We start from the raw sequence: 21,999 nt of genomic DNA, 5'->3' as shown, positions 1-21,999 counted from the left end.
ACCCCTACGAACAGGACACCAGATGAAGAAGCTCATCGTTGTCGCCGCCGTGACGGCCGGCCTGCTCACACCCGCCGGGCTGGCAACCGCGGAACCCGCTGCCGCACCGAACGCCGCGACATCGACCACGACGTCGACCGCGATGCCCATCGGATCGTTGTCGGAGGACATATTCTGCGCCGTGATCCGATTCCTGAAGGGCGGCTGGGCAGGCCGTCCAACAGACTGCACGTTCTGACTCGCACCTTGAAGCTCGTCATTCTGCTCGTCCGGCCGTGAGGCCGGTGCCGCCGATAGCCGAGCATCCCAGAGAAGAGCGGAAGCCCAGGAGCATCGGCTCCGGGGCTTCCGCTGTGATTGACGGCGGTGATTGCGGTGACCATCGGATTCCGTCGGTGTCGGAGACGGCGTAACGGGGTTCTACCTCACCTGCGTCATGGGCCGAACGAGTCACCGACACTAGGACTTTCGCACCCACAGTTCGAAGCCTGCTCACCGCGTCGCGCGATTCGACGAACCTGTTCTACTCCATACTCGTGGCGCACATCCTCGCCACCGACATAGCCTCGGGCACAGAAGTCGCTCAGGTAGCGCAGATAGCGCGCCGATCGCAGCCCGTCGCCGTTGATGACCGCGGCGCCGCGAGCGTTCCGGCCTCTTCGAGGTCTGCGCCGACCAGCACAGCGTGTGTCAGCACAGCGCGTATCAGGTTGGCGCCAGTGAGGTTGGCGCCGGTGAGGTTCGCTCGGTACAGGTGGGCGTTACGGAGGTTCGCCCGCAGCATCTTCGCGGCGGACAGGTTTGCACTGCGCATGTGCGCGCCGGACAGGTCGGCCCCTGAAAGGTCGGCTCCGGAAAAGTCGGCGTTCGACAGGTCTGCGGCGGACAGGATCGTACTGCAGAGATCTGCCTCCCGACAGATCTGCGCTGCAACCACCCCGGCGGACGGTCCTGTTACCTTCTGCCGTCGGCACTCGTCATAGGTGCGACGACCGAATACGAATGGTCGTCGCACCAACGACTGAAGCGGAGAACAGGATGCTGACAAACATCATGTACGTGACGATCTACGTCACCGATCAGGACCGCGCGCTGGGGTTCTACACCGAGGGGCTCGGTCTGGAAAAGCGGATCGACTTCCCGGGGCCCGACGGACGTTTCCTCACCGTCGGCGTTCCCGATAGCCCGGTGCAGATCATCCTGTGGTCACATGCGGCGGCCGCGGGACAGCCCGCCGACGTGGGCCAGCACGCCGCGCCCGGTCCTCTCATCCTCGAATCCGACGATTTGCGAAAAGATTTCGAGGTCCTGCGTCAGCGCGGCGTCACCTTCAAACAGTCCGAACCCGAGGACTACCCGTTCGGGATCCGCATCGAGGCGGCGGATCCGGACGGCAACCGGATCTCGCTCCGTCAACAGCGGAAGCCGTGACCACCCACCCGTCCGGCCTCGTGACCGAGGCGTTCGAAGCCCAGCGCGATCGGCTGCGCGCCGTCGCGTACCGCGTGCTGGGCTCGCACGCCGACGCCGAGGACGTGGTCCAGGAAGCCTGGATGCGCCTCGTCCGCCAGGACACGGCAACCATCGGCAACCTGGCGGGTTGGCTGACCACCGTCGTCGGCCGAATCAGCCTGGACCTCCTGAGATCCCGCCAAGCACATCCCGAAACCCCCTATGGGCAGGAATTTTCGGCCCTCATGGTGACGCCGGACGACGCCCCTGCGCCAGACGAACAAGTGGCGCTGGCCGATTCGGTCGGCCTCGCCCTGCTCGTCGTGCTCGATTCGCTCACCCCGAGCGAGCGCCTGGCGTTCGTCCTGCACGACATGTTCGCGGTCCCGTTCCACGAAATCGGCCAGATCCTGGGCAAATCCGCCGACGCCACCAAGGTGATCGCAAGCCGCGCCCGCCGCAAGGTTCAAACCGTGGACCAGCCGGCGGACCCAGGCCGCGAGCACCGAGAGGTCGTCCAGGCATTCCGCGCCGCCGCCCTCGGTGGCGACTTCGAAGCGCTCCTGCGTGTCCTCGACCCTAACGTGAAGCTGACCGTCGACACCCCCGACGGCATGGTCGTCACCCTCGGCGCCACCGAGGTCGCCGCCGGCGCCCGCATGTTCTCCGGCGAGGTCGCCCGCCACCGACCCGTGCTGGTCAACGGCGTCCCCGGCCACATGTCCTGGCGCCCCGACGGATCCCCCCTCTCCGTCATCGCCGTCACGGTCACCGAAGGCTGGATCACCGCGATCCACATAGTCGTCGACCCGGCCAAACTCGCCTCGATCCATCTGCCGGACCCGGCCTGAACCAGTGTCGTCAGGGTCGGCCCCTGCATGCGCAAGTCATCCCGGGCCGACGGACCTAGTTCCTCAGTGCCGTGGCCGGTTCGGGCAGGGCTGTCTTCGGCGATTCATGTTGTGCTGATGTCGGGCGTCGTCCCAGATGGCGTCAGAAACATCGGCGTCGGCTGTGGGCGTCTTGTGTTGCAGTGGTTGAAGTTTGGCTTGTTGCTCGTCGAGCATCGCCTGGGTGAATCCAGTGTCGACGTTGCCTATGTAAGACAGGGTCACGGAATCATTGACCGCCATCGAACCCCGCATCGTCGGCGAGGTCTCATGTGCCGGTTGGACCAGGGACGGCCGCCTCCGGCACCAGGCGGCGAAATTCGGTTTTGGTTGGCGAAGGAGTGGGGGAGTTCATCGCAGGGCAAAGGGGTCATATTGTCCAGCGGGCGCGCAGGACTCCATCAGGGTCGGGTGGGAGCACATCGCGACTCTATAGCGGCATGAACGAACGAAACGTCGGCAGTCTAGTTGTGACACCAGATTCTGGGGTCGGACTGCCTCTCGATGCCGCGTGGCTGACGTCATCTCGGTGGTGCCACAGCGGTAGGTCTGGATGGGATCGGGTGGAGCTCGAGGCCGAGACTTCAGCTGAATCGGACGATCGAGAGCACCCCGGCGGCCACGCAGTAAACCGCGAACGGTAGCAGGGTGCGGGTCTGGAAGTACCGCTCGAGGAACCGTACGGCCAGCCACGACGACAGTCCGGATACGATGGCGCCGACCAGCACCGGCCCTCGGATGCCGTCGGTCTCCGGTCCGATGAGTTCCGGTATTTCCAGTATCCCCGCGCCCAGGATCGCCGGAGTCGCAAGCAGGAAAGCGAATTTGGCCGCATGCTTGTATTCGAGACCGCGCCACAGACCACCGACCATGGTCAGACCCGCCCGACTGAACCCGGTCAGCAGCGCGCCGACTTGAGCGAAGCCGATACCGACGGCATCCCGGATCCCGAGGGCGGCCAGTGGGCGGTCGGATTGGCGGCGGGTTTGCGCTTCGGCGGTGAGAACCCCGGTGAGGGCCTCCTGTCGGGCGAACCGTCGCCCATATTCCGCCAGCGACGGCTCATTGCGCCGGCGCAATCCTTCACCGACGATCAGCACGACACCATTCAGCATCAGAAAGACGCCGGCGCAGAGCGGCGCCGCGAACAGCGCGTGCAGTGGATGTTCCAGCAACGGCCCGAGGACACCGACAGGAATGGTGGCGATCACGATCAGCAACGCCAACCGCTGCGCGACGGTGTCGCGGCGCCCGGTCCGCAGCGTGGTGATGAAACCGGCGACGATCGCACACCAGTCGCGCCAGTAGTAGCCGATGAGCGCCACCGCCGTCGCCACGTGCAAGGCCACCACGAATGCCAGATACGGTGTGCCCGTGGCCGACTCGCCCGGCCTGACCAATTTCTGCCAATCACCTCCGAGCCATGCCGCAACCAACACGGAATGCCCGAGGCTCGAGATCGGGAACAGTTCGGTGACACCTTGCACCGCACCGATGACAGTCGCTTGAAAGTAGGTGAGCATCGCGACGAGTCTCGCATGCGCACAACGGCAACGCCGCAGGGCCCCGCGCACGGACCGATAGGCCCGAATACCGTTTCCCTCAGCGGCTTTCGTCTCGTTCGAGCCCGCTTGTTGCGGATGTCGACCTCGCCTACATCCGCCTGGTGGCCTACCAATTCGTTGCGTGACGGTCGATAAGCTCGGCTACCGCAGCCGGCCGTATGCCGCCGAGCCGACCACCGCCCCGATCGGCCCTGGCCTTCGGCTATGACTTCGAGCCGCCAGGCGAGTTCGCCGAGCGATGATCGGCCCTCTTCTAAGGCAAAGGCCTCCATGTCATCAGTGACACAAGAGCGAGGAAGAGTGCATGACGGGCCGTCATTTCGGCGGCGAGTCGGGGCGGGTGCACGAGGCTGATGGACCTGAATCCGCGTAGTGGACTACTCGGGTTCCAGCGGGCTGAGCGCGCTAGCGTTTGGTCGTATCCGTCCTCGCCGCACGCCAGTGGAGAGGTCCGATGATCGTGAACCACCATGAACCCTCGCCTTCACACCGGATCAGGCGACCAGACACTTTGCCATGACCAATCCGCGACGATCCTCGCCGACACCGCGGGTTAGCTGCCGAACAGCGCATCGAAAGGACAACGGACCATGGGCCTGAAAAGCATGCTGTTCACCTCGCCGGACCCCGACCAACAGCTGGAGGACTGCTTGGTCTCCGATCCTGCGCATATCGGGGAGGGGATCAACGGTATCGGCGAGCACGTGCGGCGGATCCAGATCGCGCTCAACGAGCTCGACGATGCCGGTCTCGAGGTCGACGGCCGCTTCGGAGAAGACACCGGCGACGCGGTCGAGGACTACAAGAACGCGCGCAATATTTTCGCCCCCGGAGAGACCACAGCCAATCGCATCGTGGGCAAGGGCACGATCAAGATTCTCGACGACGAGTTGAACGTTCTCGAGAAGTCGACTCCGCTCCCCACCAGCTTCGTGTCGCCGACGGAGGCGGGTCTGCCGCACGCCCACCAACAATGTCCCACCTCACCACGGGTCACCGTACCCGGCCCCGACGGGCGCGCCCAACATCTAGGCAGCCCGATCAATCCCATCGGCAACGCAATGAAGATCAACATCTACGGCGAGGGAGAGACCGACTACATCGGCTTCGCCGACTTCGCGACCGAACCCCAGTTCGCCAATGGGCGACCGATGACTTCAACGTTGGTCAACGGATGCGCCAGCGATATCTGTGTGCGCAGTTCGCCGCTGAGTGCGGTGACTTTGAACGAGATCCGGCGGATCGCCCAGTCGGCTTTGGTCGGCGGATGCCGCTTCACCTACGGTTCGAACCAGGAGACCTTCACGACCCCCCGCGCCGACATCCTCAGTCTCGGCACGGTAATCCAGCAGCATCGGATCGCCAATCCCACAGCTCCGAACAATCCCCAGAAAGACTTCGAGGTATGGGTCGTCGACATGTTCTGACCGGCCGGCAACCGACCAAGGTTTCGGTGGCGCGATCGGTCAATTGCTGGAGGCTCTTGCCGGTCGGACGGGCGAGCCATGTGTCGGCCCAGCTCTGGGCGTAGTAACGGCGGTAGTCCGGGGTGGGCTCGATGCCGGAATCCCATTCCCGCGAGTCCTCAGCGACCTGAACCCGCAGCTTCAGTGCGCTTGCCAGTGGCTGCAGCGTTTGCACCGCTCGCCGAACGGTATTCATGGAGAACGCTTGCGTCGAGCGAATATTGGGCCCGCCGACACGCTGCTGATGTGCTCCTCGAAGCCATGTGCCAGGAGAGCACCAGCGGATAGTTTCCTGGATCGACATGGCCGCCTGCGGGTCGATCTTGTCGGCATCGGTGCCGATCCGAGCGTGATGGGATCCGGGTTGTCGGCGTCAATCGGGGACCGGTGGAGACCGAGCGGCGGGTTGAGCGTGGCCCAGCGCTCCCGGGACGGCTGGAACGCGGTGCCTCGGTCGAGCCGCCGGCAGCGTTGCACCCATCCGCCACCGGGCGCAACACTGTTCGTCCCGAACTCACTTCGTGATGAAAATGCCTGCCACATCGGCTTTCTTGATCGGCGTATCCGCATTGCGCTGCGAGCCGCACAGCAGGTCGACGGAGATGATCGTCGCATCGACCACGGTGCCCGCAGGCTCGTGATCATCCTTGGTCTGTTCCTTGATGGACTTGGTGATCGTCACCCGCTTGGTGTCCTGGTCCTGCTTGACGTATTCGCTGCAGGGCGTGTCACCACCGCGATTGAGCACTCGCTCGATATCACTGCACCCCGCCAGCAGTAACACGACCGCCGCGACCCCGAGGCCGGTCCGGCCGGTCCGTGACAGCGTGGCATTCATCTATTCCTCCTGGCAGCTGGTCGCGCGGCATTGTCCGCGACGATCGCCCCCAGCGTAGGGCTAATCAGGCTGGTCGTTCGCATGGTCTGCGCGCGAGTTCGCCGTACACCGTGCCGTACCGCACGATCACGTGCGATGGACGCGCAGCGGCACATTCATTTCCGCAGGTGTGAGGGATCCGTGATGGCCGATCAGCATCGCTTGCAGTGGCTCGGCGCCGGTGCGGATGATGCCGCGGGAACCGGCGGCGACCACGACCAGATCGCCGATGCGGTCGGCGACGTGGGGGGAGACGGTGGGGCCGAACCAGCCGCGGGCGATGATGTCGGCGCGCGAGAGCACGTGGAAGTCGGCGCCGAGGAATTCCTGCCAGGTCGCGGCGACGTCGGCGGCAGCGCCTCCGGTGGTGTAGACGTGGCGGGCACGGGGTTCACCGCCGAGGCGGGCGACACCGTCCTGGAGGGGTGGGGTGTTGTCGAAGTCTATGCGGGCGTCGAGTTCCACCATGCCGTGGTCGGCAGTCACGACCAGTGCGGCGTTCGGGGGTAGGTGTTCGGCGATGGTGGCGGCGAGGCGGTCGACGTGCGCCAATTCCAGCAGCCATGCGTCCGAGGACGGCCCGCGCACGTGGCCGGTGGTGTCGAGGTCGCCGTGGTAGGCGTATACCAGTGCGCGGTCGCCCGCGCGCAGTGCTTCGGCGACGCCCGCGACGAGGTCGCCGGTCGAGACGTTGGGGCGAAACTCGCAGCCGCGCAGCACCGCTCGGGTGAGCCCGGAGCCGGCCTGATAGTGCGGGGCGACCTGTGTGACGGCGATGCCATCGGCTGCCGCGCGTTCGAAAACCGTTGCGTTGGGCTGGAATTGCTCCGGGATGAGCTCGCGCAGCAGGTCGACCTTCGGTCCCTCGCCGTGCAGGCGCCAGCGTAGTGAATTCACCAACCGGTCGTAGCCGGGAACGTTGATCAGGTAGCCGACGATCCCGTGCTCGCCGGGTGGGACACCGACGCCGAGAGAGCTCAGGCTGGTCGCGGTGGTGCTGGGGAAGCCCGCCGCGAGCTCGGCCGGGACGAGACTCGACAGGAACGGCGCCGCATCGGCATTCGCCGCGAGCGCCTCGGCGCCGAGGCCATCCACCAAGAGCACGCAGATGCGGTCGGCGGTGCAGCCGAGGCCGAGCCGGTCGACCTCGCCGGGCACACCGAGCCCGGCGAGGAGCGAAGGAAACAGATCTGCGAGGGAGCCCGTACCGTAACGGGGCGCGACGAACACGTGCGTCAGCCTGTCAATATCGGGGCTGTGTCCGCAAGAGTTTCAGGCCTGCCCGGTCTCGAATCGGCTGACCTTGCCGTCGCGAAGGATGAAGCGCCAATTGGTGCGCATCGATCCCCAGCGCGAGTTGGTGTAGTTGGCCACCAGCTCGGTGCCGCCGTCGCCGATCGATTCGATCTCCATGCGACCGCTGCTGCCGAAGACCTCGGAGTCGGTCCACTGCGCGAGGTTGCGTTCGACACCGTCGTCGGACATCGACGCGTCATCGGTCAGGACCGCGAACAACCGGTCCTGGTCATTGTCATTGAGCGCGTCCACGAATTCTTGAACCACTGGATCGAGCTGCGGTGCGGTCATCCGGTCTTCCCTCTCGAATCAGGTGGGGAGCGTAGGGCGAAACAGCAAATATCCGGCACTCACTCTAGGGCAGTTCGGTCCTCGGACGTGTGACGTTGCGGTGCGCGTTATGCGCTGGGTGCGATGAGTGCGGTGAAGGTGCGCATATGTCGTCGACCAGTGCGGGGGCCTCGGTGCCGAGCTGGACCGAGCGCTTTTCCAATTGCCCGTCGAGCCACAGTGAGGCGAGACCGTGCGCGATTCCCCACCATGCGACGGCGATGGTGTCGGCTTTGTCGGCGGACAGCAAGCCCGCGGCGACACAGTCGCCGACGGTGTCGGCCAGTACCGCGAACGCGGCGTCGCCCGCATCCATGGCGTCGGGATGCTTGTCGGGTTGAGAGAGTTCGGGGCGAAACATCAGCCGGAAGGGTCCGGGATGTTCGCGGGAGAACCGCACGTAGGTGAGCTGTCCGCGGAGCGGGGGCTCGAGTTGGTCCTGATAAACCCGGGAATGATGCTGGGGCCGCTGTTGTCCACGGCGCTCAGCACGGCGATCGTTCCGGTGCAGTGGTTGCTCGGGCGCAGTGTGCCCGGCTCACCGCGGGTGAGTCGCTCCGGTCGTCCCAGCGTCGGCACCGCCAGTCGCACGGGGGCGGCCGGTGGCGGTATTGGCCGCGGCGGTGACGCTCGTCGGAATCGCTATCGCGGCTGGCACGCTCGCGCAATGTTGACCGGCCGGTCGCGGCGTGCTGAAGGTGCCGTGGAAAGGCATGGATACGTCAGAATTTGCCCGTTTGATGGTCGATACGGTGTCCCAGTTGTGCGCCGAACTCGGTGATGAAGGTGTCGGTGAGTGGTGGCCAACCCCAAAAGTCGAAGGCGAGTGCGCCGAGAGCGAACCCCCACGGCCATTGCCATTCGGTGACCGGGATGGCGTCACCGCAGGAATTGCAGGCGGCAGTGCCGACGCCGGTCTGCTCCCACGCGTCGATGCCGTTCCGGAATGGTCGCCAGATCTCAGGATCGGCTTCCCACTGCTGCGGGTAATCGATGATCACCGTCGTAGCGTGGCAGTGCGGGCACACCGCCGACTCCGGCTCGATCCCGCCCTGCCCGCCGTAGTGGTCGGCGCGCCCGACGATCACAGCTACCGGACCGGGGATCCAGTCGCCCCATTCCTGGGTGACCTGCGCCCAATCCGGTCCTGGCACATAACCTTTGTCCACCCCTAGGCTGTACATCGCGTCACCGGACATCTCCCGCGTGAGCAGCCGTCGGGAAATCATCCAGTCCAACATCCGGGCCGCCACCGCGTCCGCCTCCGTAGCGGTCACCTCGATGTCGACGATCCGTTCGAAGTAGTCACCCATGTTTGTCGAGCACCTCCTGAATCAGTGGTGCACACTCTGCCAGCACGGACCGACAGCGATTCCGGATACCGCCGGTGCCCTGCGGTCGAATCATGATGGTAGACAGACGTTATGACTGTGCCACGTCCGTTCCGGTTCGGCGTCAACATGGTGGTTCCCGATTCCCGCGCGAATTGGATCGAAAAGTGCCGTAGGGCCGAGGAATTCGGCTACGACGTGATCGGAGTGGCCGATCATCTCGGGATGCCTGCGCCGTTTCCCGCGATGATTCTGGCGGCTGAGGCGACCGAGCGAGTCCGGCTGAACACCTTCGTGCTGAACACGCCGTTCTACAACCCGGTGTTGCTTGCTCGCGATGTGGCGGGTGCGGACCAGTTCACCGATGGTCGAGTGGAGCTCGGGTTGGGTGCGGGCTATGTGCAGTCCGAATTCGAGGTGGCGGGCATCCCGTTCGCCAGTGGCGGCAAGCGTGTCGAGCACCTGGAGAAGACGGTCACCACGCTGCGTGCCCTCTTCTCCGATCCGGAATATCAGCCGCGCCCCGCACAGCCGTCCGGGCCGCCGATGCTCATTGCGGGCTGGGGTGATCGGCTGCTCGGCGTTGCGGCGAAGCACGCCGACATCATCGGGTTCACCGGCGCTGCGGCGGCACGCAACGGTGGGCCGCTGCAGATGGCGGGGCTCGAAGAAACCGCGGAGCGGATCGACTACGTGCGGACTCTGCTCGGCGCGCGAGTAGATCAGGTGGAGCTGAATATCCTGATCCAGCGCGTCGTTCCGCCGCATGAACTGACGGCTGTACTGGAAGTATTCGGTCCCGCACTGCCGCCGGATGTCGCGGAGAGTCCGGAAGAGCTGCCGATCCTACTGATCGGGACGCCTGAGGAGATGGCCCAGCGGCTACGCGATCGCCGCGAGCGGTACGGCATCAGCTACATCACCGTGCTCGAGGACAGCATGGAGAACTTTGCGCCGGTGATTCAGCTCCTGCGTTAGCGTGCTTCGGCGTATCGGGCCCCTGTATTCGTGATGACGTCGACGATGTCTCGAGCGAGCGGCACCGAGGCCGAGCGGCAAGGGGCGGTCTCGACGGTGGGCTTGTCGCCCGTGCCGCGTTCGACGACACACGTCCCACCATGCCAAGGTTCGCTTGATCGGGTAGTGCTTCGAGCAAAGGGCTGATCTGAAATGTGGCGTGATGGAAGACTTTGCGGGGAGCGAGGAAAGTGTCGGCTTCGGCCGGGTGGCGGACGGGGAGAGGGAAGATCATGGGATTGGCGAGTGGGCTCAGGAAAGTTGTCGTTGCGGGCGCGGCGGCGCTTGCGTTACTTGCGTTGACGCCCGGCGGTGCGCATGCGGCAGTCGGCAGATTCTCGTACATCACCGCAGCCGGGCAGCTCATCCATGTCGACGACCCGGCGAGCGGCACCTGTCTGCAGCTTCAGGGTGGCGCGGTGAGGTTCGAGAACGGCACCTCCGACTCGGCCTCCCTGTTCAGCGATTCGTCGTGCAGTGGAGGATATGACCTCGAGAAAGTCGAGCTCATCTGGAAGGCCCCGGCTGGCGTGCAGGCGCTCGCCGTGCGCTTCGACAAGCCTGCCTAGGGCGGAGGCGAAGCTACGGAACTAGTTCGGCGAGCGCATCTTTCAAGTAGGTGGCGAATTTCCACACATCCGGAATGGTGTCGGTGCAGGCGAGGATGCCGAAGTCGAGGTGGCCGTTGTAGGACATCACGGTGATGTTGAGTGGGCCCGATAGGTCGGTGAGTACGGAGATGGGATAGCTGCCTGCGACGCGAATTCCTCCGGCGTACAACGGAATCTGAGGGCCTGGCACGTTGGAGACGACCATGTTGGCCAGGGGGAGTGCGGGGGCGGCGGCGCGAAGCAGCATTCGGGTTGCCAGGCCGTGCAGGATCTGGGGTAGCACCGAGGTGGCGTAGTGCAGCAGGGATGGTGGGGTGGCTTGGAAGCGCTCCTTGGCGGCGAGCATGGCGGCGTGGGTGAGTTTCATGCGGTGCTGCGGATTCGCTTCGCCGATCGGAAGTTCGCACAGCATGATGGAGAACTGGTTGCCCGCGGTGCCGCACTGCTCAGGGGTGCGGACCGATACGGGTATCGCGGCAACGGCGGGGTCGTCGGTGGGTATGTCGTGGTCGAACAGCCAGCGGCGAAATGCGGAGGCGCACAACGTCATCACGACGTCGTTGACGGTGCCGCCGAAGCTGTTCTTGACCTGCTTGACGGTATCGAGCGGCAGGGATACGAACGCAAAGGAGCGGTCGGTGCTGTTAGGGCCGGTGCCGGGCAACCTGGGATTCACCTTACGCATATCGTCGAGCGCGTTCGGCAGCATCGGTCCAAGGCGCAACGGCAGGCGCAGTCGGTCGGCCTGGCGGGTCATCGTGTTCGCGATGCCCCGGCCGAGCATCTCGGCAGGGTTGGGAGTTCGGCCCAGCTTGACCCCGTCGGCCGGTGGCGGCACCGGCTGCGACTCCGCGACGACGTCGAAGACTACGGCCATCACTTCGGCACCGGACACACCATCGATCAGTGCGTGGTGCACCTTGGTGTAGATGGCTTGGCGATCTCCGGCCAGTCCCGAGATCAGGTGGCATTCCCACAGCGGTCGGCTTCGGTCCAGCGGCTGCGCGTGCAGGCGGGCCGCGAGATCCGCCAGCGCCACGTCGGTCGAGCCTTCGGGCAGGCGTGTATCGCGCACGTGATATCCGAGGTCGATGGTGTCGCAGTCGTCCCAATAGGGGAGATCGAGACCCCAGGGGACGGTGCGCAATCGCCATCGCAGCGGTGCGATCAGGTGTAGGCGGCTCGCGATCAACTTCCGGAATGCGGTGACGGTCAACAGACTGCCTTCGACGGTCGGCTCCAGCAGCGTGACCGATCCGACGTGCAGCAGCATGGTGGGTGCTTCGGCATTGAGCAGCAGGACGTCGAGCGAGCTGAGCTGCCGAGACGGCCCGCTATCGCTCGATAGTGGGATCCTTTGCGACGGTGCTGCCCGGTTGGCGGGTAGGCCGCCGGCGAGTTGGCCGGGCGTCGTGATGCGGACGTCCAAGTGGCGGGCGGGTTTCAGGTCGGCGTGGGTCATAAGTGCTCCGCGGTGTCGCTGGGGCGGGACAGACTGCCGACTCGGTTCAGGGGCGGCGGCATGATGGTGCCGCGACGCATTGACGGTCTGTCGGTATCTGCAGGGGCTGAGAACCGTTCGAGCCGCTCCGCTCGTCCGGCGACGCCAGTGTCCGTGTCGAAGACGCGTCATTGATTCTAGTTGTCGACCGGTCGTGATCGCGTGCTCGGCAGGTTAATTCTGCGCAAACCCTGGATAGGGGGCGTGTAACTCCGGCGACCGCTCGTCGATTCCGGCCCGCGCTCGCAGCTGCGTCCGGGTGCAGCACGAAGATGAAATCGCTATCGAAGCAAGACATTCCGGAAGTGCCTGGGGTGATGCACAAGGTCGGCGGGCTTTTCGGCAGTTCGGCCCACCACGCTCGCGGACGGCGTAGAGAAACTGCACACTAGTAATGCATGTAATGTAATGATGTGATTTGAATCACATGAGCCCGCACAAATTGTCGGTGTCAGATGGCATGGTGGTCGGTATGCCATTGACCGATTCCGTTGCCGCCACCGATGTCATCCGGGTGTTGGGGGCCAGCGAGCACAACCTGCGCAATGTGTCGCTGGAGATCCCCAAGAACAAGATCACGGTGTTCACCGGCGTCTCCGGTTCCGGGAAGTCGTCCATAGTGTTCGACACCATTGCCGTGGAATCCCAACGCCAGCTCTACGCAACATTTCCCGCCTTCATCCTCAACTTCCTGCCCCGCTACGAGCGCCCGCACGCCGAGGCGATCGAAAACCTGACCGCGCCGGTGATCATCGACCAGCAGCCGGTCGGCGGCGGGCCGCGCTCCACCGTCGGCACCATGACGGATATCTACTCGATGGTGCGCGCCATGTTCGCCCGATTCGGTTCGCCCTCGGCCGGATTCGTCTACAACTACTCCTTCAACGTGCCGCAGGGGATGTGCCCGGATTGTGACGGGCTCGGTCAGACGGTGCGCGCCGATCCCGACCGGCTGGTGGATCGGAGCAAGTCGCTCAACGAGGGCGCGATCCTGCTACCCGGCTATGGGGTGGGCAGTGGTGACTGGCAGCTGTACGGCAACTCCGGCCGGTTCGATCCGGACAAGAAGCTCGCCGACTACAGCGTCGAGGAATTCCAGGATCTGCTGTACGGCACCGGCGGCAAGGTGGAGCTGACCTTCAGTAAAGGCACATGGAAGGCGAATTACGAAGGGGTGGCGGCGAAGTTCACCCGCACCCGGTTGCAGCGCGACACCTCCACGCTCAGCGAGAAGACTCGCGAGCAGATGCAGAAGTTCCTCACCGAGGGGGTGTGTCCGACGTGCAACGGCGCACGGCTCAATGCCGAGGCGCTCGCGACGGAGATCAACGGACGCAATATCGCCGACTGGTCGGGCTTGCAGATCACCGATCTGATGGCGGTGCTCGACGAGATCACCGATCCGGCCGCACTCGGGCTGGCCGCCGCGATTCGCACCGCACTGCAGCGGGTGGCCGATATCGGTCTCGGCTATCTGAGCCTGGACCGGGCGACCTCGAGCCTGTCCGGCGGTGAGGGTCAGCGGCTGAAGATGATCAAGCATCTGGCCAGCACGCTGATCGGCATGACCTACATCTTCGACGAGCCGAGCGTCGGCCTGCACCCGCGCGATGTCGGGCGGTTGAACAATCTGCTGAAGGCGTTGCGGGACAAGGGCAATACTGTGCTGGTCGTCGAGCACGATCCGGATGTCATCCAGATCGCCGACCATATTGTGGATGTCGGGCCGCGCGCCGGGGCGCACGGCGGACAGGTCGTGTTCGAGGGCAGCTTCGCCGAGCTGCGTGCGGCCGACACCCCGACCGGCGCCGGGCTGCGCAGGCCGTTCACAGTGAAGGAGGTGTTCCGGAAGTCGAACGGTGCGTTGCTGATCGAGCACGCAACTGTGCACAACCTCAAGGATGTCACTGTCGCGATCCCTACCGGCGTGCTCACCTCGATCACCGGCGTCGCCGGGTCCGGCAAGAGCAGCCTCATTCGAGATGTGTTCGTGCGCAACCATCCCGAGGCCATCTTCGTGTACCAATCCGCGATCGCGGCCTCCTCGCGCTCCACACCCGCCACCTATCTGGGGCTCATGGACCCTATTCGCAAGCTGTTCGCCAAGGCCACCGGTGAATCGCCGGGGCTGTTCAGCTTCAATTCCGCGGGCGCGTGCAAGCAGTGCGAGGGGCGCGGCGTGATCATCACCGAGGTCGCCTATATGGATCCGGTGACCACCCATTGCGACGCCTGCGATGGACGGCGATTCTCCGATGAGGTGCTTGCACATACCTTCCGCGGCAATTCGATCGCGGACGTGCTGGAGATGTCGGCCGAAGAGGCGGTGCAGTTCTTCCCCGAGAAGGCGCTGCATACGAAGCTGCGCACCATGAACGAGGTCGGTCTGGATTACTTGAGCCTCGGCCAGGCGATGAGCACGCTCTCGGGCGGCGAGCGCCAACGCATCAAACTGGCCACCCAACTGCAGAACACCGGCAGCGTCTATGTTCTCGACGAGCCGACCACCGGACTGCACATGTCGGATGTAGACACCCTGCTCGCGCTGATGGACGGGCTGGTCGAGCGAGGCAACACGGTGGTGGTGATCGAGCACAACCTCGATGTGGTCGCGCACTCGGACTGGGTGATCGATCTCGGGCCGGACGGTGGCAAGGATGGTGGTGAAGTGGTCTTCACCGGCACGCCGGCGGCACTTCTCGAGCATCCGACCTCGCTGACCGGCGAGTACTTGCGCAAGTACAAGGCGGCGTAAGCGGTTGCGTTGTGGCCGGGGGTCGATCTCCGGCCGCAGCGCCCCCGATCTCGGGGCGAATCAGCTATGGCCGGTGAACTGTTGGGTGCCGGTGATGCGGAGCAGGTCGAGAGCCGAGGCGGCGGGGGTGCCGGGTGCTGCAGAGTAGACGATGACGGTCTGGTCGGAGTCGGGGACGAGGAGAGTGTCGCACTCCAGGACCAGGAGACCGAGTTCTGGATGGTCGACCGACTTGCTGGCGCTGCGCCATGGTTCGGATGGCCGTTCGTTCCACAACTGTTCGAATCGTGCACTGCGCGTACGGAGTTCGCTGATCAGGAGCAGCAGGTCGGGGTCATCGGGGTAATGAGCTCGGGCGCTGCGCAGGCTGCTCACCGAGAAGACGGCAGCCGTCTGTGTCTCGGTGGGGGTTGCCGCGACCCGGCGTGGTCCGGTGCCGAGGAACTGCTGCCAGATGATGTTGCGTTGCGCGGGCGGCCATTCGGTGAAGTCGCCGAGCAGTGCGGCCGCCATCGAATTCCAAGCCAGCACATCGCCTTTCGCGGAAAGAACTAGTGCGGGCAGGTCGGCCATCCGGTCGAGCAGTCGCAGCACGCTCGGCCGGACCACCATGGCGATCCGGCCAGCTTGCGGTGGTGCGGATCCGGCGAACTGGAACAGCAGATCGCGATCTTCGTCGTTGAGGCGCAGGGCCCGGGCCAGCGCCGCGAGGACGGCGATCGAGGGTCGTGGGCCGCGGCCTTGTTCCAGCCGAACCACGTAGTCGACGCTGACACCGGCCAGTTGTGCGACCTCTTCGCGGCGCAGTCCAGGCACCTGTCTGCGGAAGCCCGCGGGGATGCCGACATCGCGGGGCTGGATGCGCGCGCGGGCCCGCCGAAGCAGTTCGGCCAGTTCCGTGCGGTCCATGCCGTCGATCATGCCGTACTACTCACACGGCGGGGTGGTACCGCGGGTCCCAGGAGCCGCCGGTCCTGGAGTGCCGTGACTGCGGCGGGCGATGCTCGGATGATGAACAACCCCACGAACTCCGCAACGACGGTTCTGGTTACCGGAGCGAACAAAGGACTCGGTCGCGAGACCGTCCGCAGGCTGGCGAGCCTCGGCTGGCAGGTGTTCCTGGCCGCACGCGACGCCGATCGCGGTAAGTCGGCGACGGCCGCCCTCACCGCCGCAGGCCTCGACGTCGAGTTCATCCAGCTGGAGGTCACCTCAGCCGACTCGATCGCCGCGGCCGTCGAGGCGGTGAGGCAACGGACGCGGAAGCTGGATGTGCTGGTGAACAACGCCGGCATCGGCGGCACCCGCAAACTTCCGCCCGACACCGAAGCCGCAGACTTTCGAGAAGTATTCGAGACCAACGTCTTCGGCGCGGTTCAGGTGACCAACGCGTTCCTGCCGCTGCTACGCGCGGCCACCCAACCTCGAATCGTGATGGTGTCGAGCGGCATCGGCTCGCTGGCCCGAACCTCCGACCCGACCCGCATCGAGTCCACCCTTCTCGGCCTGCCCTATCCGTCCTCGAAGACCGCCCTCAACATGATCACCTCGATGTACTCTCGCGCGCTGCCCGACATCCACATCAACGCCGCCGACCCCGGCTACACCGCAACGGATCTGAACAACAACTCAGGCCACCAAACGGTCACCGAGGGTACCGACGCGATCGTCCGCCTGGCGTCGATCGGACCGGACGGACCGACCGGTGGATTCTTCGATCGCTTCGGTCCGGTGCCCTGGTGACCGCGCTCGAGCGGTGACCAACCGCGCGAGCGGCGAGTTCGTCCGGCTGAGCGGTGCGGTGACCGTCATGGCAGCGGTGCTCAGCGGGTCGTAGTGATCGAAACGGACTGGTACCCGCCGGTTCGCACGGCAGCGGTGAGCAGTGCCCGGACATCGCGGGGCTCGGCGGACAGTAGTTCGAGTAGGTCGGTCCGGTTTGCCTCGAGCACACCCGCGCCTATATTGGCGAACATGGAGACGGCATTCGTGACTTGGTAGGGCTCCATTCCGATGTCCTGCAGTGCGATTCGGGTGTCGAACAATGACATGGATCGGTAGCGCACTGGCCGGCCGAGCGATTCGGCCAGCACCGCTGCGATGTCGGACCCGCCGATCGTCGCGACACCTTCGAGTTCGTAGACCTTGCCCGCGTGCCTGCTGCGACCGCCGGCCGTGAGGTCACGGCTGGTTTCGGCGGCTACCCGCACCGCCGCGTCGGCGAGGTCCTCGCGAGCGACAACCGACACTCGTCCATTGCCGAATGAGGCTGTGTAGAAACCTGTTTCGGCGGCCGATGCGGCACCTGCGGCCGCCAATCCGATCGGCACCTCGGCATAGAGTCCGTTGCGCAGAATCGTCACATCGAGCGGCGCCGAAGCCAGACGTGTCTCGGTCCATCGGTGCGGGAGCGCGATGGTCATCTGATCGCCGGAGCCCGCGAGGCTGGTGTAGATGACGTGCCGGACGCCGGCCGTCGTCGCGGCGGCGACTACCGCGTCGTGCCTGGCCAGCACCACGTCGTCTTCCGCGTATCCGGCCGAGATGAACACCAGCACGTCCACCTCCCGAAACCCTTCGACCAGGGTGGCGGGGTCGTCGAAATCGATGTGCCGGACGCCGGTGCCGTCACCGGAACGGCTGCCCGCCGTGACGGTGATGTCGTCGAGCGCGGACAACCCGCCGAAGACGAGGCTGCCGAGCGAACCGGAAATACCGGTGACGAGGATCATTGGTGCACTCCCGAATGTTGCAGTTGCTGAACATGACCCAGCATCCGCAATCGCGGGCGGCAGCATAAGGAGGCACTCTGATGTCAGTCACGAACACGGCGGTTAGCTCGCAGGCGGCGGGCCCTATGCCCGATGGACCCTGTGGCGATGACGACTGCGGGATTCGCGATGTCCTCGACAGGCTGGGGGACCGGTGGACGGTGCTGGTGATCGTGGAGCTGAGCAAGGGAGTGCGTCGCTTCCGCGAACTGGAGCGAGCGATTCCGGGTATTTCCCAGCGCATGCTGACCTTGACGACCAAAAGGCTGTGGCGGGACGGGATCATCGAACGGATCGCCTACCCGACCATCCCACCGCAGGTCGAGTACCGGCTCACCGCGACCGGCCGGAGTCTCGCGGAGACGGTGCTGGTACTCGCCGACTGGTCGCGAGAGCACAGAGGCGCTATCGCAGCCGCCCGGCAGCAGTGGGATGCCGAGCATGCATCCGCGAATCAGGCGTGAATGGAACTGTGCGGCCGATGTGCCGCTATCTGTATCACCTTCTTCTGACGCAGATCCACTTGCCATCGGGTCCGCACTCGCAGCGGAAGGGACCCTGGTCCGATCTCTCGCCTACCTTGCACTCCGGCTGTGGCTGTGGGTCCTGCTGTCTTTGGGCAGCTGCCGCGGTACCGGACAGCCCCAGGCTGCCGACGGTTGCCAGACCCGCGAGGAGGATTGTGAGTGAGCGATTCGGCATAGCTCTCATTGCCGTGGCTCCTTTCTATCGACATCGTCGATCGAAGTGCCCATTATCCTCGCCATACCGGGCGGTCGCTATAGCGCATTCGGGCCGGCTCAGCGGGCCCCACCGTTGACGTAGAGCGTTTGGCCACTGACGTAGGAGGCCTCGTCGCTGGCGAGGAACGCAATGACAGCGGCGACCTCCTCGGGCTGTCCGACGCGGCCGAGCGGGGTGCGCTCGGCAACGGACTGCTGGTGCTCCTCGGCGGTGAGCCCTACTCGGTTGGCGGTCGCGGCGGTCATTGCGGTGGCGATGTAGCCGGGCGCGACCGCGTTGACGTTGATGTTGTAGGGGCCGAGTTCGATGGCCAGCGTCGCGGTCAAGCCCTGGATGCCGGCCTTGGCGGCGGCGTAGTTCGCCTGGCCCCGGTTGCCGAGGGCGGAGCGGCTGGAGAGCGAGACGATCTTGCCGTAGCGCTGCGCGACCATGAACTTCTGTGCGACCTGCGCGCAGTGGTAGGCCCCGGTCAGGTTGACCGAGAGGACCGCGTTCCAATCGTCCTCGGAAAGTCGGAAGAACATGTCGTCGCGGGTGATCCCGGCATTGTTGATCAGGATGTGTGGTTGCCCGAGATCCATTGCCACCTGGTCGAATACGGACTGCACCGAGGTGCGATCGGTGACATCGCAGACGTAGCCGCGTGCGGTGCCGCCTGCCGCGGTGATCTGCTCGGCGGTCTTGTCCGGAGCATTGCGGTCGAGCACCGCCACCGCAGCGCCCTCGGCGGCCAGCCGCACCGCGGTGGCCGCACCGATGCCCTGTGCCGCACCGGTCACGACGGCGATCTTGTCGGTGAACCTGTTCATCGATGGTCCTTTCTGTTCTTCGACGAGGCCGGATCCGACGTCGTCAGAATGCGCTGATTCCGGTCAGGTCTCGGCCGATCAGCAGTTTTTGGATCTGGCTGGTGCCCTCGTAGAGCGTCATCACCTTGGCGTCGCGCAGATACTTGCCGACCGGGAACTCATCGATGTAGCCGTAACCGCCGAACACCTGCAGCGCGCGATCGGCGGCGCGCACCGCAGCCTCGCTCGCGAACAGCTTCGCCTTGGACGATGCGATGGCGAACTCGGCGCCACGGTCGATCAGATCGGCCACCCGCCACACCAGCAGCCGTGCCGCGTCCACATCGAGCGCGATGTCGGCGAGCAGTTCCTGCACCAGTTGGTGTCCAGCGATCGGCTTGCCGAATTGTGTCCGCTGCGTGGCGTATCCGACCGCGGCGTCGAGGCACGCCTGTGCGATGCCCACACAACCCGCGGCCACCGACATCCGGCCCTTGGCGAGTGCCGCCATTGCGACGGTGAAACCTTTGCCCTCGGTGTGCAGTCGTGCGCTGTCGGGGATGCGAACGTCGTCGAGCGCGAGTTCCGCGGTCGCCTGCCCGCGTAGCCCGAGCTTGCCGTGCACGGGGCGGGCGGCGAAGCCGGGGGAGTCTGTCGGAACGAGGAAGGCCGTAATACCGCGGTACCCGGCGCCGCCGGTGCGTGCGAAGACGAGCGCGACCTCGGCCCAGGTCCCGTTGGTGATGAACATCTTGCTGCCGGAGATCACCCAGCCGTCGCCGTCGCGAACCGCGCAGGTGCTCAATTGTGCTGCGTCCGAACCAGTTCCGGGTTCAGTGAGCGCGAAACAGCCGAGCGCTTCGCCCGCGGTGAGCCGGGGCAGCCAGGTGCGCTTCTGTTCGTCGGTCCCGTAGTGGTGGATGGATTTGCTGACGAGACCGAGGGAGACCGAGACGATGCCGCGCACGGCGGAGTCGCCGCGGCCCAGCTCCTCCAGCACGAGGCAGTAGGTGAGATGGTCGCCGCCGCTGCCGCCGTATTCCTCCGGAATGGTGAGACCGAGAAATCCGAGCTCGCCGAGCCGCGGCACAATCGCTGGATCGACCGATTCGGCGCGATCCCATTCCGTTGCGTGCGGGGCGATCTCGCGGTCGACGAAGTCGGCGGCCATGCGCTGTGCCGCTGCCTGTTCATCGGACAGTTCCAGGTTCACCGCAACTCCAAGAAAACTAACGCTGAAAGTTTCTTGTAGGCTAGCTCTGCATAAACTAACAACGCAAGTTTACTGCCCCCATGCGACACTGAGGGCCGATCGACCAGGAGGTTTTCGTGGGAAGACCGCGCCGACCATTGCTGAGCCGCGAGCGCATAGTGTCCGCCGCGTTGGCCCTGGTCGATGCCGAAGGCCTCGAAGCTGTATCCATCCGCAGGCTGGCCACCGAACTCGGGGTGCAGGGGCCGTCGCTGTACAACCACCTCGCCACCAAGGACGACCTGCTCGACGCGATGGTCGATGCGGTGCTCGGCAAGGTGGATTTGTCGATGTTCAGCAGCAACACCGACTGGCGCGGCGCGCTCGAAGCCTGGGCCCGGTCGTATCGCGCGGCATTGGCAGACCATCCGAACTTGGTGCCTGCCCTGCATCAGGGGATGGGCAGGCGGCCGAACGCACTACGCCAGGCAGACGCCGTCTTCGGTGGGCTGGTAGCGGCGGGCTGGCCGCGACGTGAAGCAACTCAGGTGGGCGCGCTCATGCGGTTCTTCGTCACCGGTTCTACCCTGGGGTCGTTCGCGGGCGGCTTCCCCGAGGACGCGGCGGTGTATCGCGGCAACTATCCGCACCTCGACGAAGCGCACCTGCTGTCGGGGCGGCAACGCGAAATCGACGACGCCGCTTTCGGAACCGGCCTGCGCGCGCTACTGGATGGTCTCACCCTGCGATTCCAGGCACTGTCCTCGGCCGCGCCCGGCCACTGACCGCCGGTGGTCGACTCACCGCGCGGGCTCCGAATTCGCTGAGCCAGTCCGGAAACTCGGTGAGGTCCTCCAGCACGACGTCCGCGCCCGCCGCGCGGAGTTCGTCGGCGTCGCACGGTCCGGTGGTGACGCCGACAGCCGCCACCTCCGCGGCTCGCGCGCCGCGCATATCACCGGCGTGATCGCCGACGAAGACATCGGCGCGCTGTTCGCGCAGCACACCGGCCTTGCCCGCCGACCAGAGATCACCTGCCAAATGATCTATCTGCCAACCGAGTTCGACCAGATGCAGCCGTGCCAACGGCTCGTGCTTGCCGGTGACGATCACTACTCGTCCGCCGCGCTCGGCCACGGCGGCCAACGCCGCATCGGCGCCGGGCATGGCCGGAACGTGCGGCACCACGGTCGGATAGAGCGCGCGATAGCGGGCCACCAGGGCCGGAATGAGATCGGCGGGGACACCCGCGTCGGCCAATAGCTGGTCGAGCGGGGGGCCGAGCCGGTCGGCGAGCTCGACGCCACGCAGCGGGAGATCGAACTCGGTAGCGATGGTGTCGATCGCCCGTGTGACGCCGGGACGGGAGTCGATCAAGGTCATATCCAGGTCGAAGCCGATGGTCCAGGTCAC

At 65.4% G+C, this 21,999-nt stretch carries 25 protein-coding genes; 10 read left to right on the top strand and 15 right to left on the bottom strand.

What is annotated here, in order from left to right; all coding sequences use genetic code 11:
• Window positions 1-22: 22 nt before the first annotated feature.
• Window positions 23-238, top strand: coding sequence for a hypothetical protein (locus OHA42_RS27645; RefSeq protein ID WP_406230733.1), 216 nt, complete (start codon window positions 23-25; stop codon window positions 236-238).
• A gap of 345 nt (window positions 239-583) precedes the next feature.
• Here the strand turns inward: OHA42_RS27645 and OHA42_RS27640 are convergent, their stop codons facing one another.
• Complete coding sequence (locus tag OHA42_RS27640; protein WP_406230732.1) at window positions 584-937, bottom strand: pentapeptide repeat-containing protein; 354 nt, start codon at window positions 935-937, stop codon at window positions 584-586.
• Window positions 938-1,038: 101 nt separating this feature from the next.
• Between OHA42_RS27640 and OHA42_RS27635 the strand changes: the two genes are divergently transcribed.
• Together OHA42_RS27635 and OHA42_RS27630 are read left to right on the top strand one after the other, a co-directional pair.
• Window positions 1,039-1,431 (top strand): VOC family protein, encoded by a 393-nt coding sequence (locus tag OHA42_RS27635; protein WP_406230731.1) that lies wholly within the window; start codon window positions 1,039-1,041, stop codon window positions 1,429-1,431.
• A complete protein-coding gene (locus tag OHA42_RS27630) occupies window positions 1,428-2,303 on the top strand; it encodes a sigma-70 family RNA polymerase sigma factor (protein ID WP_406230730.1) in 876 nt (291 codons plus the stop codon). The genes OHA42_RS27635 and OHA42_RS27630 overlap by 4 nt, the downstream gene beginning before the upstream one ends.
• Window positions 2,304-2,366: 63 nt before the next feature.
• Here OHA42_RS27630 and OHA42_RS27625 read toward each other — a convergent pair whose 3' ends face one another.
• The gene (locus OHA42_RS27625; protein ID WP_406230729.1) at window positions 2,367-2,585 is read right to left on the bottom strand and encodes a hypothetical protein; all 219 of its coding nucleotides are present in this window, start codon (window positions 2,583-2,585) and stop codon (window positions 2,367-2,369) included.
• 341 nt (window positions 2,586-2,926) lie between these two features.
• The gene (locus OHA42_RS27620) at window positions 2,927-3,865 is read right to left on the bottom strand and encodes an undecaprenyl-diphosphate phosphatase (protein WP_406230728.1); all 939 of its coding nucleotides are present in this window, start codon (window positions 3,863-3,865) and stop codon (window positions 2,927-2,929) included.
• 632 nt (window positions 3,866-4,497) lie between these two features.
• Here OHA42_RS27620 and OHA42_RS27615 point away from each other — a divergent pair.
• The gene (locus OHA42_RS27615; protein WP_406230727.1) at window positions 4,498-5,334 is read left to right on the top strand and encodes a peptidoglycan-binding protein; all 837 of its coding nucleotides are present in this window, start codon (window positions 4,498-4,500) and stop codon (window positions 5,332-5,334) included.
• Here OHA42_RS27615 and OHA42_RS27610 read toward each other — a convergent pair.
• The 6 genes from OHA42_RS27610 to OHA42_RS27585 all read right to left on the bottom strand — a co-directional run bounded on the left by OHA42_RS27610 (window position 5,234) and on the right by OHA42_RS27585 (window position 9,189).
• Window positions 5,234-5,569 (bottom strand): histidine phosphatase family protein, encoded by a 336-nt coding sequence (locus tag OHA42_RS27610; protein WP_406230726.1) that lies wholly within the window; start codon window positions 5,567-5,569, stop codon window positions 5,234-5,236. The genes OHA42_RS27615 and OHA42_RS27610 overlap by 101 nt on opposite strands.
• Before the next feature lie 318 nt (window positions 5,570-5,887).
• A complete protein-coding gene (locus tag OHA42_RS27605) occupies window positions 5,888-6,211 on the bottom strand; it encodes a hypothetical protein (RefSeq protein ID WP_406230725.1) in 324 nt (107 codons plus the stop codon).
• Between the two features lie 126 nt (window positions 6,212-6,337).
• Complete coding sequence (locus OHA42_RS27600; RefSeq protein ID WP_406230724.1) at window positions 6,338-7,480, bottom strand: alkaline phosphatase family protein; 1,143 nt, start codon at window positions 7,478-7,480, stop codon at window positions 6,338-6,340.
• Window positions 7,481-7,522: 42 nt separating this feature from the next.
• A complete protein-coding gene (locus tag OHA42_RS27595) occupies window positions 7,523-7,837 on the bottom strand; it encodes a nuclear transport factor 2 family protein (protein ID WP_406230723.1) in 315 nt (104 codons plus the stop codon).
• Window positions 7,838-7,901: 64 nt separating this feature from the next.
• Entirely contained in the window at window positions 7,902-8,237 is a 336-nt protein-coding gene (locus tag OHA42_RS27590) for a TetR-like C-terminal domain-containing protein (RefSeq protein WP_406230722.1), read from the bottom strand.
• Window positions 8,238-8,598: 361 nt separating this feature from the next.
• The gene (locus OHA42_RS27585; protein ID WP_406230721.1) at window positions 8,599-9,189 is read right to left on the bottom strand and encodes a hypothetical protein; all 591 of its coding nucleotides are present in this window, start codon (window positions 9,187-9,189) and stop codon (window positions 8,599-8,601) included.
• Window positions 9,190-9,300: 111 nt separating this feature from the next.
• Between OHA42_RS27585 and OHA42_RS27580 the strand changes: the two genes are divergently transcribed.
• On the top strand, window positions 9,301-10,185 hold the full coding sequence (locus tag OHA42_RS27580; RefSeq protein WP_406230720.1) for an LLM class F420-dependent oxidoreductase: 885 nt from the start codon (window positions 9,301-9,303) through the stop codon (window positions 10,183-10,185).
• 272 nt (window positions 10,186-10,457) lie between these two features.
• Entirely contained in the window at window positions 10,458-10,793 is a 336-nt protein-coding gene (locus tag OHA42_RS27575) for a hypothetical protein (RefSeq protein ID WP_406230719.1), read from the top strand.
• Between the two features lie 13 nt (window positions 10,794-10,806).
• Here OHA42_RS27575 and OHA42_RS27570 read toward each other — a convergent pair whose 3' ends face one another.
• The gene (locus OHA42_RS27570; protein WP_406230718.1) at window positions 10,807-12,297 is read right to left on the bottom strand and encodes a WS/DGAT/MGAT family O-acyltransferase; all 1,491 of its coding nucleotides are present in this window, start codon (window positions 12,295-12,297) and stop codon (window positions 10,807-10,809) included.
• Between the two features lie 511 nt (window positions 12,298-12,808).
• Between OHA42_RS27570 and OHA42_RS27565 the strand changes: the two genes are divergently transcribed.
• On the top strand, window positions 12,809-15,091 hold the full coding sequence (locus tag OHA42_RS27565; RefSeq protein ID WP_406230717.1) for an ATP-binding cassette domain-containing protein: 2,283 nt from the start codon (window positions 12,809-12,811) through the stop codon (window positions 15,089-15,091).
• A 60-nt stretch (window positions 15,092-15,151) separates the two neighbouring features.
• Here OHA42_RS27565 and OHA42_RS27560 read toward each other — a convergent pair whose 3' ends face one another.
• Window positions 15,152-16,000, bottom strand: coding sequence for a helix-turn-helix transcriptional regulator (locus OHA42_RS27560; protein WP_406230716.1), 849 nt, complete (start codon window positions 15,998-16,000; stop codon window positions 15,152-15,154).
• A gap of 99 nt (window positions 16,001-16,099) precedes the next feature.
• Here OHA42_RS27560 and OHA42_RS27555 point away from each other — a divergent pair, with 99 nt between their 5' ends.
• Window positions 16,100-16,834 (top strand): SDR family NAD(P)-dependent oxidoreductase, encoded by a 735-nt coding sequence (locus OHA42_RS27555; RefSeq protein ID WP_406230715.1) that lies wholly within the window; start codon window positions 16,100-16,102, stop codon window positions 16,832-16,834.
• An 80-nt stretch (window positions 16,835-16,914) separates the two neighbouring features.
• Here the strand turns inward: OHA42_RS27555 and OHA42_RS27550 are convergent, their stop codons facing one another.
• Window positions 16,915-17,823, bottom strand: a complete 909-nt coding sequence (locus OHA42_RS27550; protein WP_406230714.1) for an NmrA family NAD(P)-binding protein — start codon at window positions 17,821-17,823, stop codon at window positions 16,915-16,917.
• Window positions 17,824-17,903: 80 nt separating this feature from the next.
• Here OHA42_RS27550 and OHA42_RS27545 point away from each other — a divergent pair, with 80 nt between their 5' ends.
• Entirely contained in the window at window positions 17,904-18,326 is a 423-nt protein-coding gene (locus tag OHA42_RS27545) for a winged helix-turn-helix transcriptional regulator (RefSeq protein WP_406230713.1), read from the top strand.
• Window positions 18,327-18,662: 336 nt separating this feature from the next.
• On the opposite strand, the gene OHA42_RS27540 is transcribed toward OHA42_RS27545, so the two are convergent.
• Both OHA42_RS27540 and OHA42_RS27535 read right to left on the bottom strand, forming a co-directional pair.
• Window positions 18,663-19,415: an SDR family NAD(P)-dependent oxidoreductase gene (locus tag OHA42_RS27540; RefSeq protein WP_406230712.1), complete on the bottom strand. Its 753-nt coding sequence runs from the start codon at window positions 19,413-19,415 to the stop codon at window positions 18,663-18,665.
• Window positions 19,416-19,458: 43 nt separating this feature from the next.
• Window positions 19,459-20,607 carry an acyl-CoA dehydrogenase family protein gene (locus OHA42_RS27535; RefSeq protein ID WP_406230711.1) on the bottom strand — a complete coding sequence of 383 codons (1,149 nt, stop codon included), beginning with the start codon at window positions 20,605-20,607 and terminating at the stop codon, window positions 19,459-19,461.
• Between the two features lie 116 nt (window positions 20,608-20,723).
• Here OHA42_RS27535 and OHA42_RS27530 point away from each other — a divergent pair, with 116 nt between their 5' ends.
• On the top strand, window positions 20,724-21,371 hold the full coding sequence (locus tag OHA42_RS27530) for a TetR/AcrR family transcriptional regulator (protein ID WP_406230710.1): 648 nt from the start codon (window positions 20,724-20,726) through the stop codon (window positions 21,369-21,371).
• On the opposite strand, the gene OHA42_RS27525 is transcribed toward OHA42_RS27530, so the two are convergent.
• Window positions 21,325-21,999, bottom strand: coding sequence for an HAD family hydrolase (locus OHA42_RS27525; protein ID WP_406230709.1), 675 nt, complete (start codon window positions 21,997-21,999; stop codon window positions 21,325-21,327). The genes OHA42_RS27530 and OHA42_RS27525 overlap by 47 nt on opposite strands.

Source organism: Nocardia sp. NBC_01009 (assembly GCF_045208035.1).
Lineage (GTDB): Bacteria > Actinomycetota > Actinomycetes > Mycobacteriales > Mycobacteriaceae > Nocardia.
This window is presented reverse-complemented; position numbering and strand designations above follow the sequence as displayed.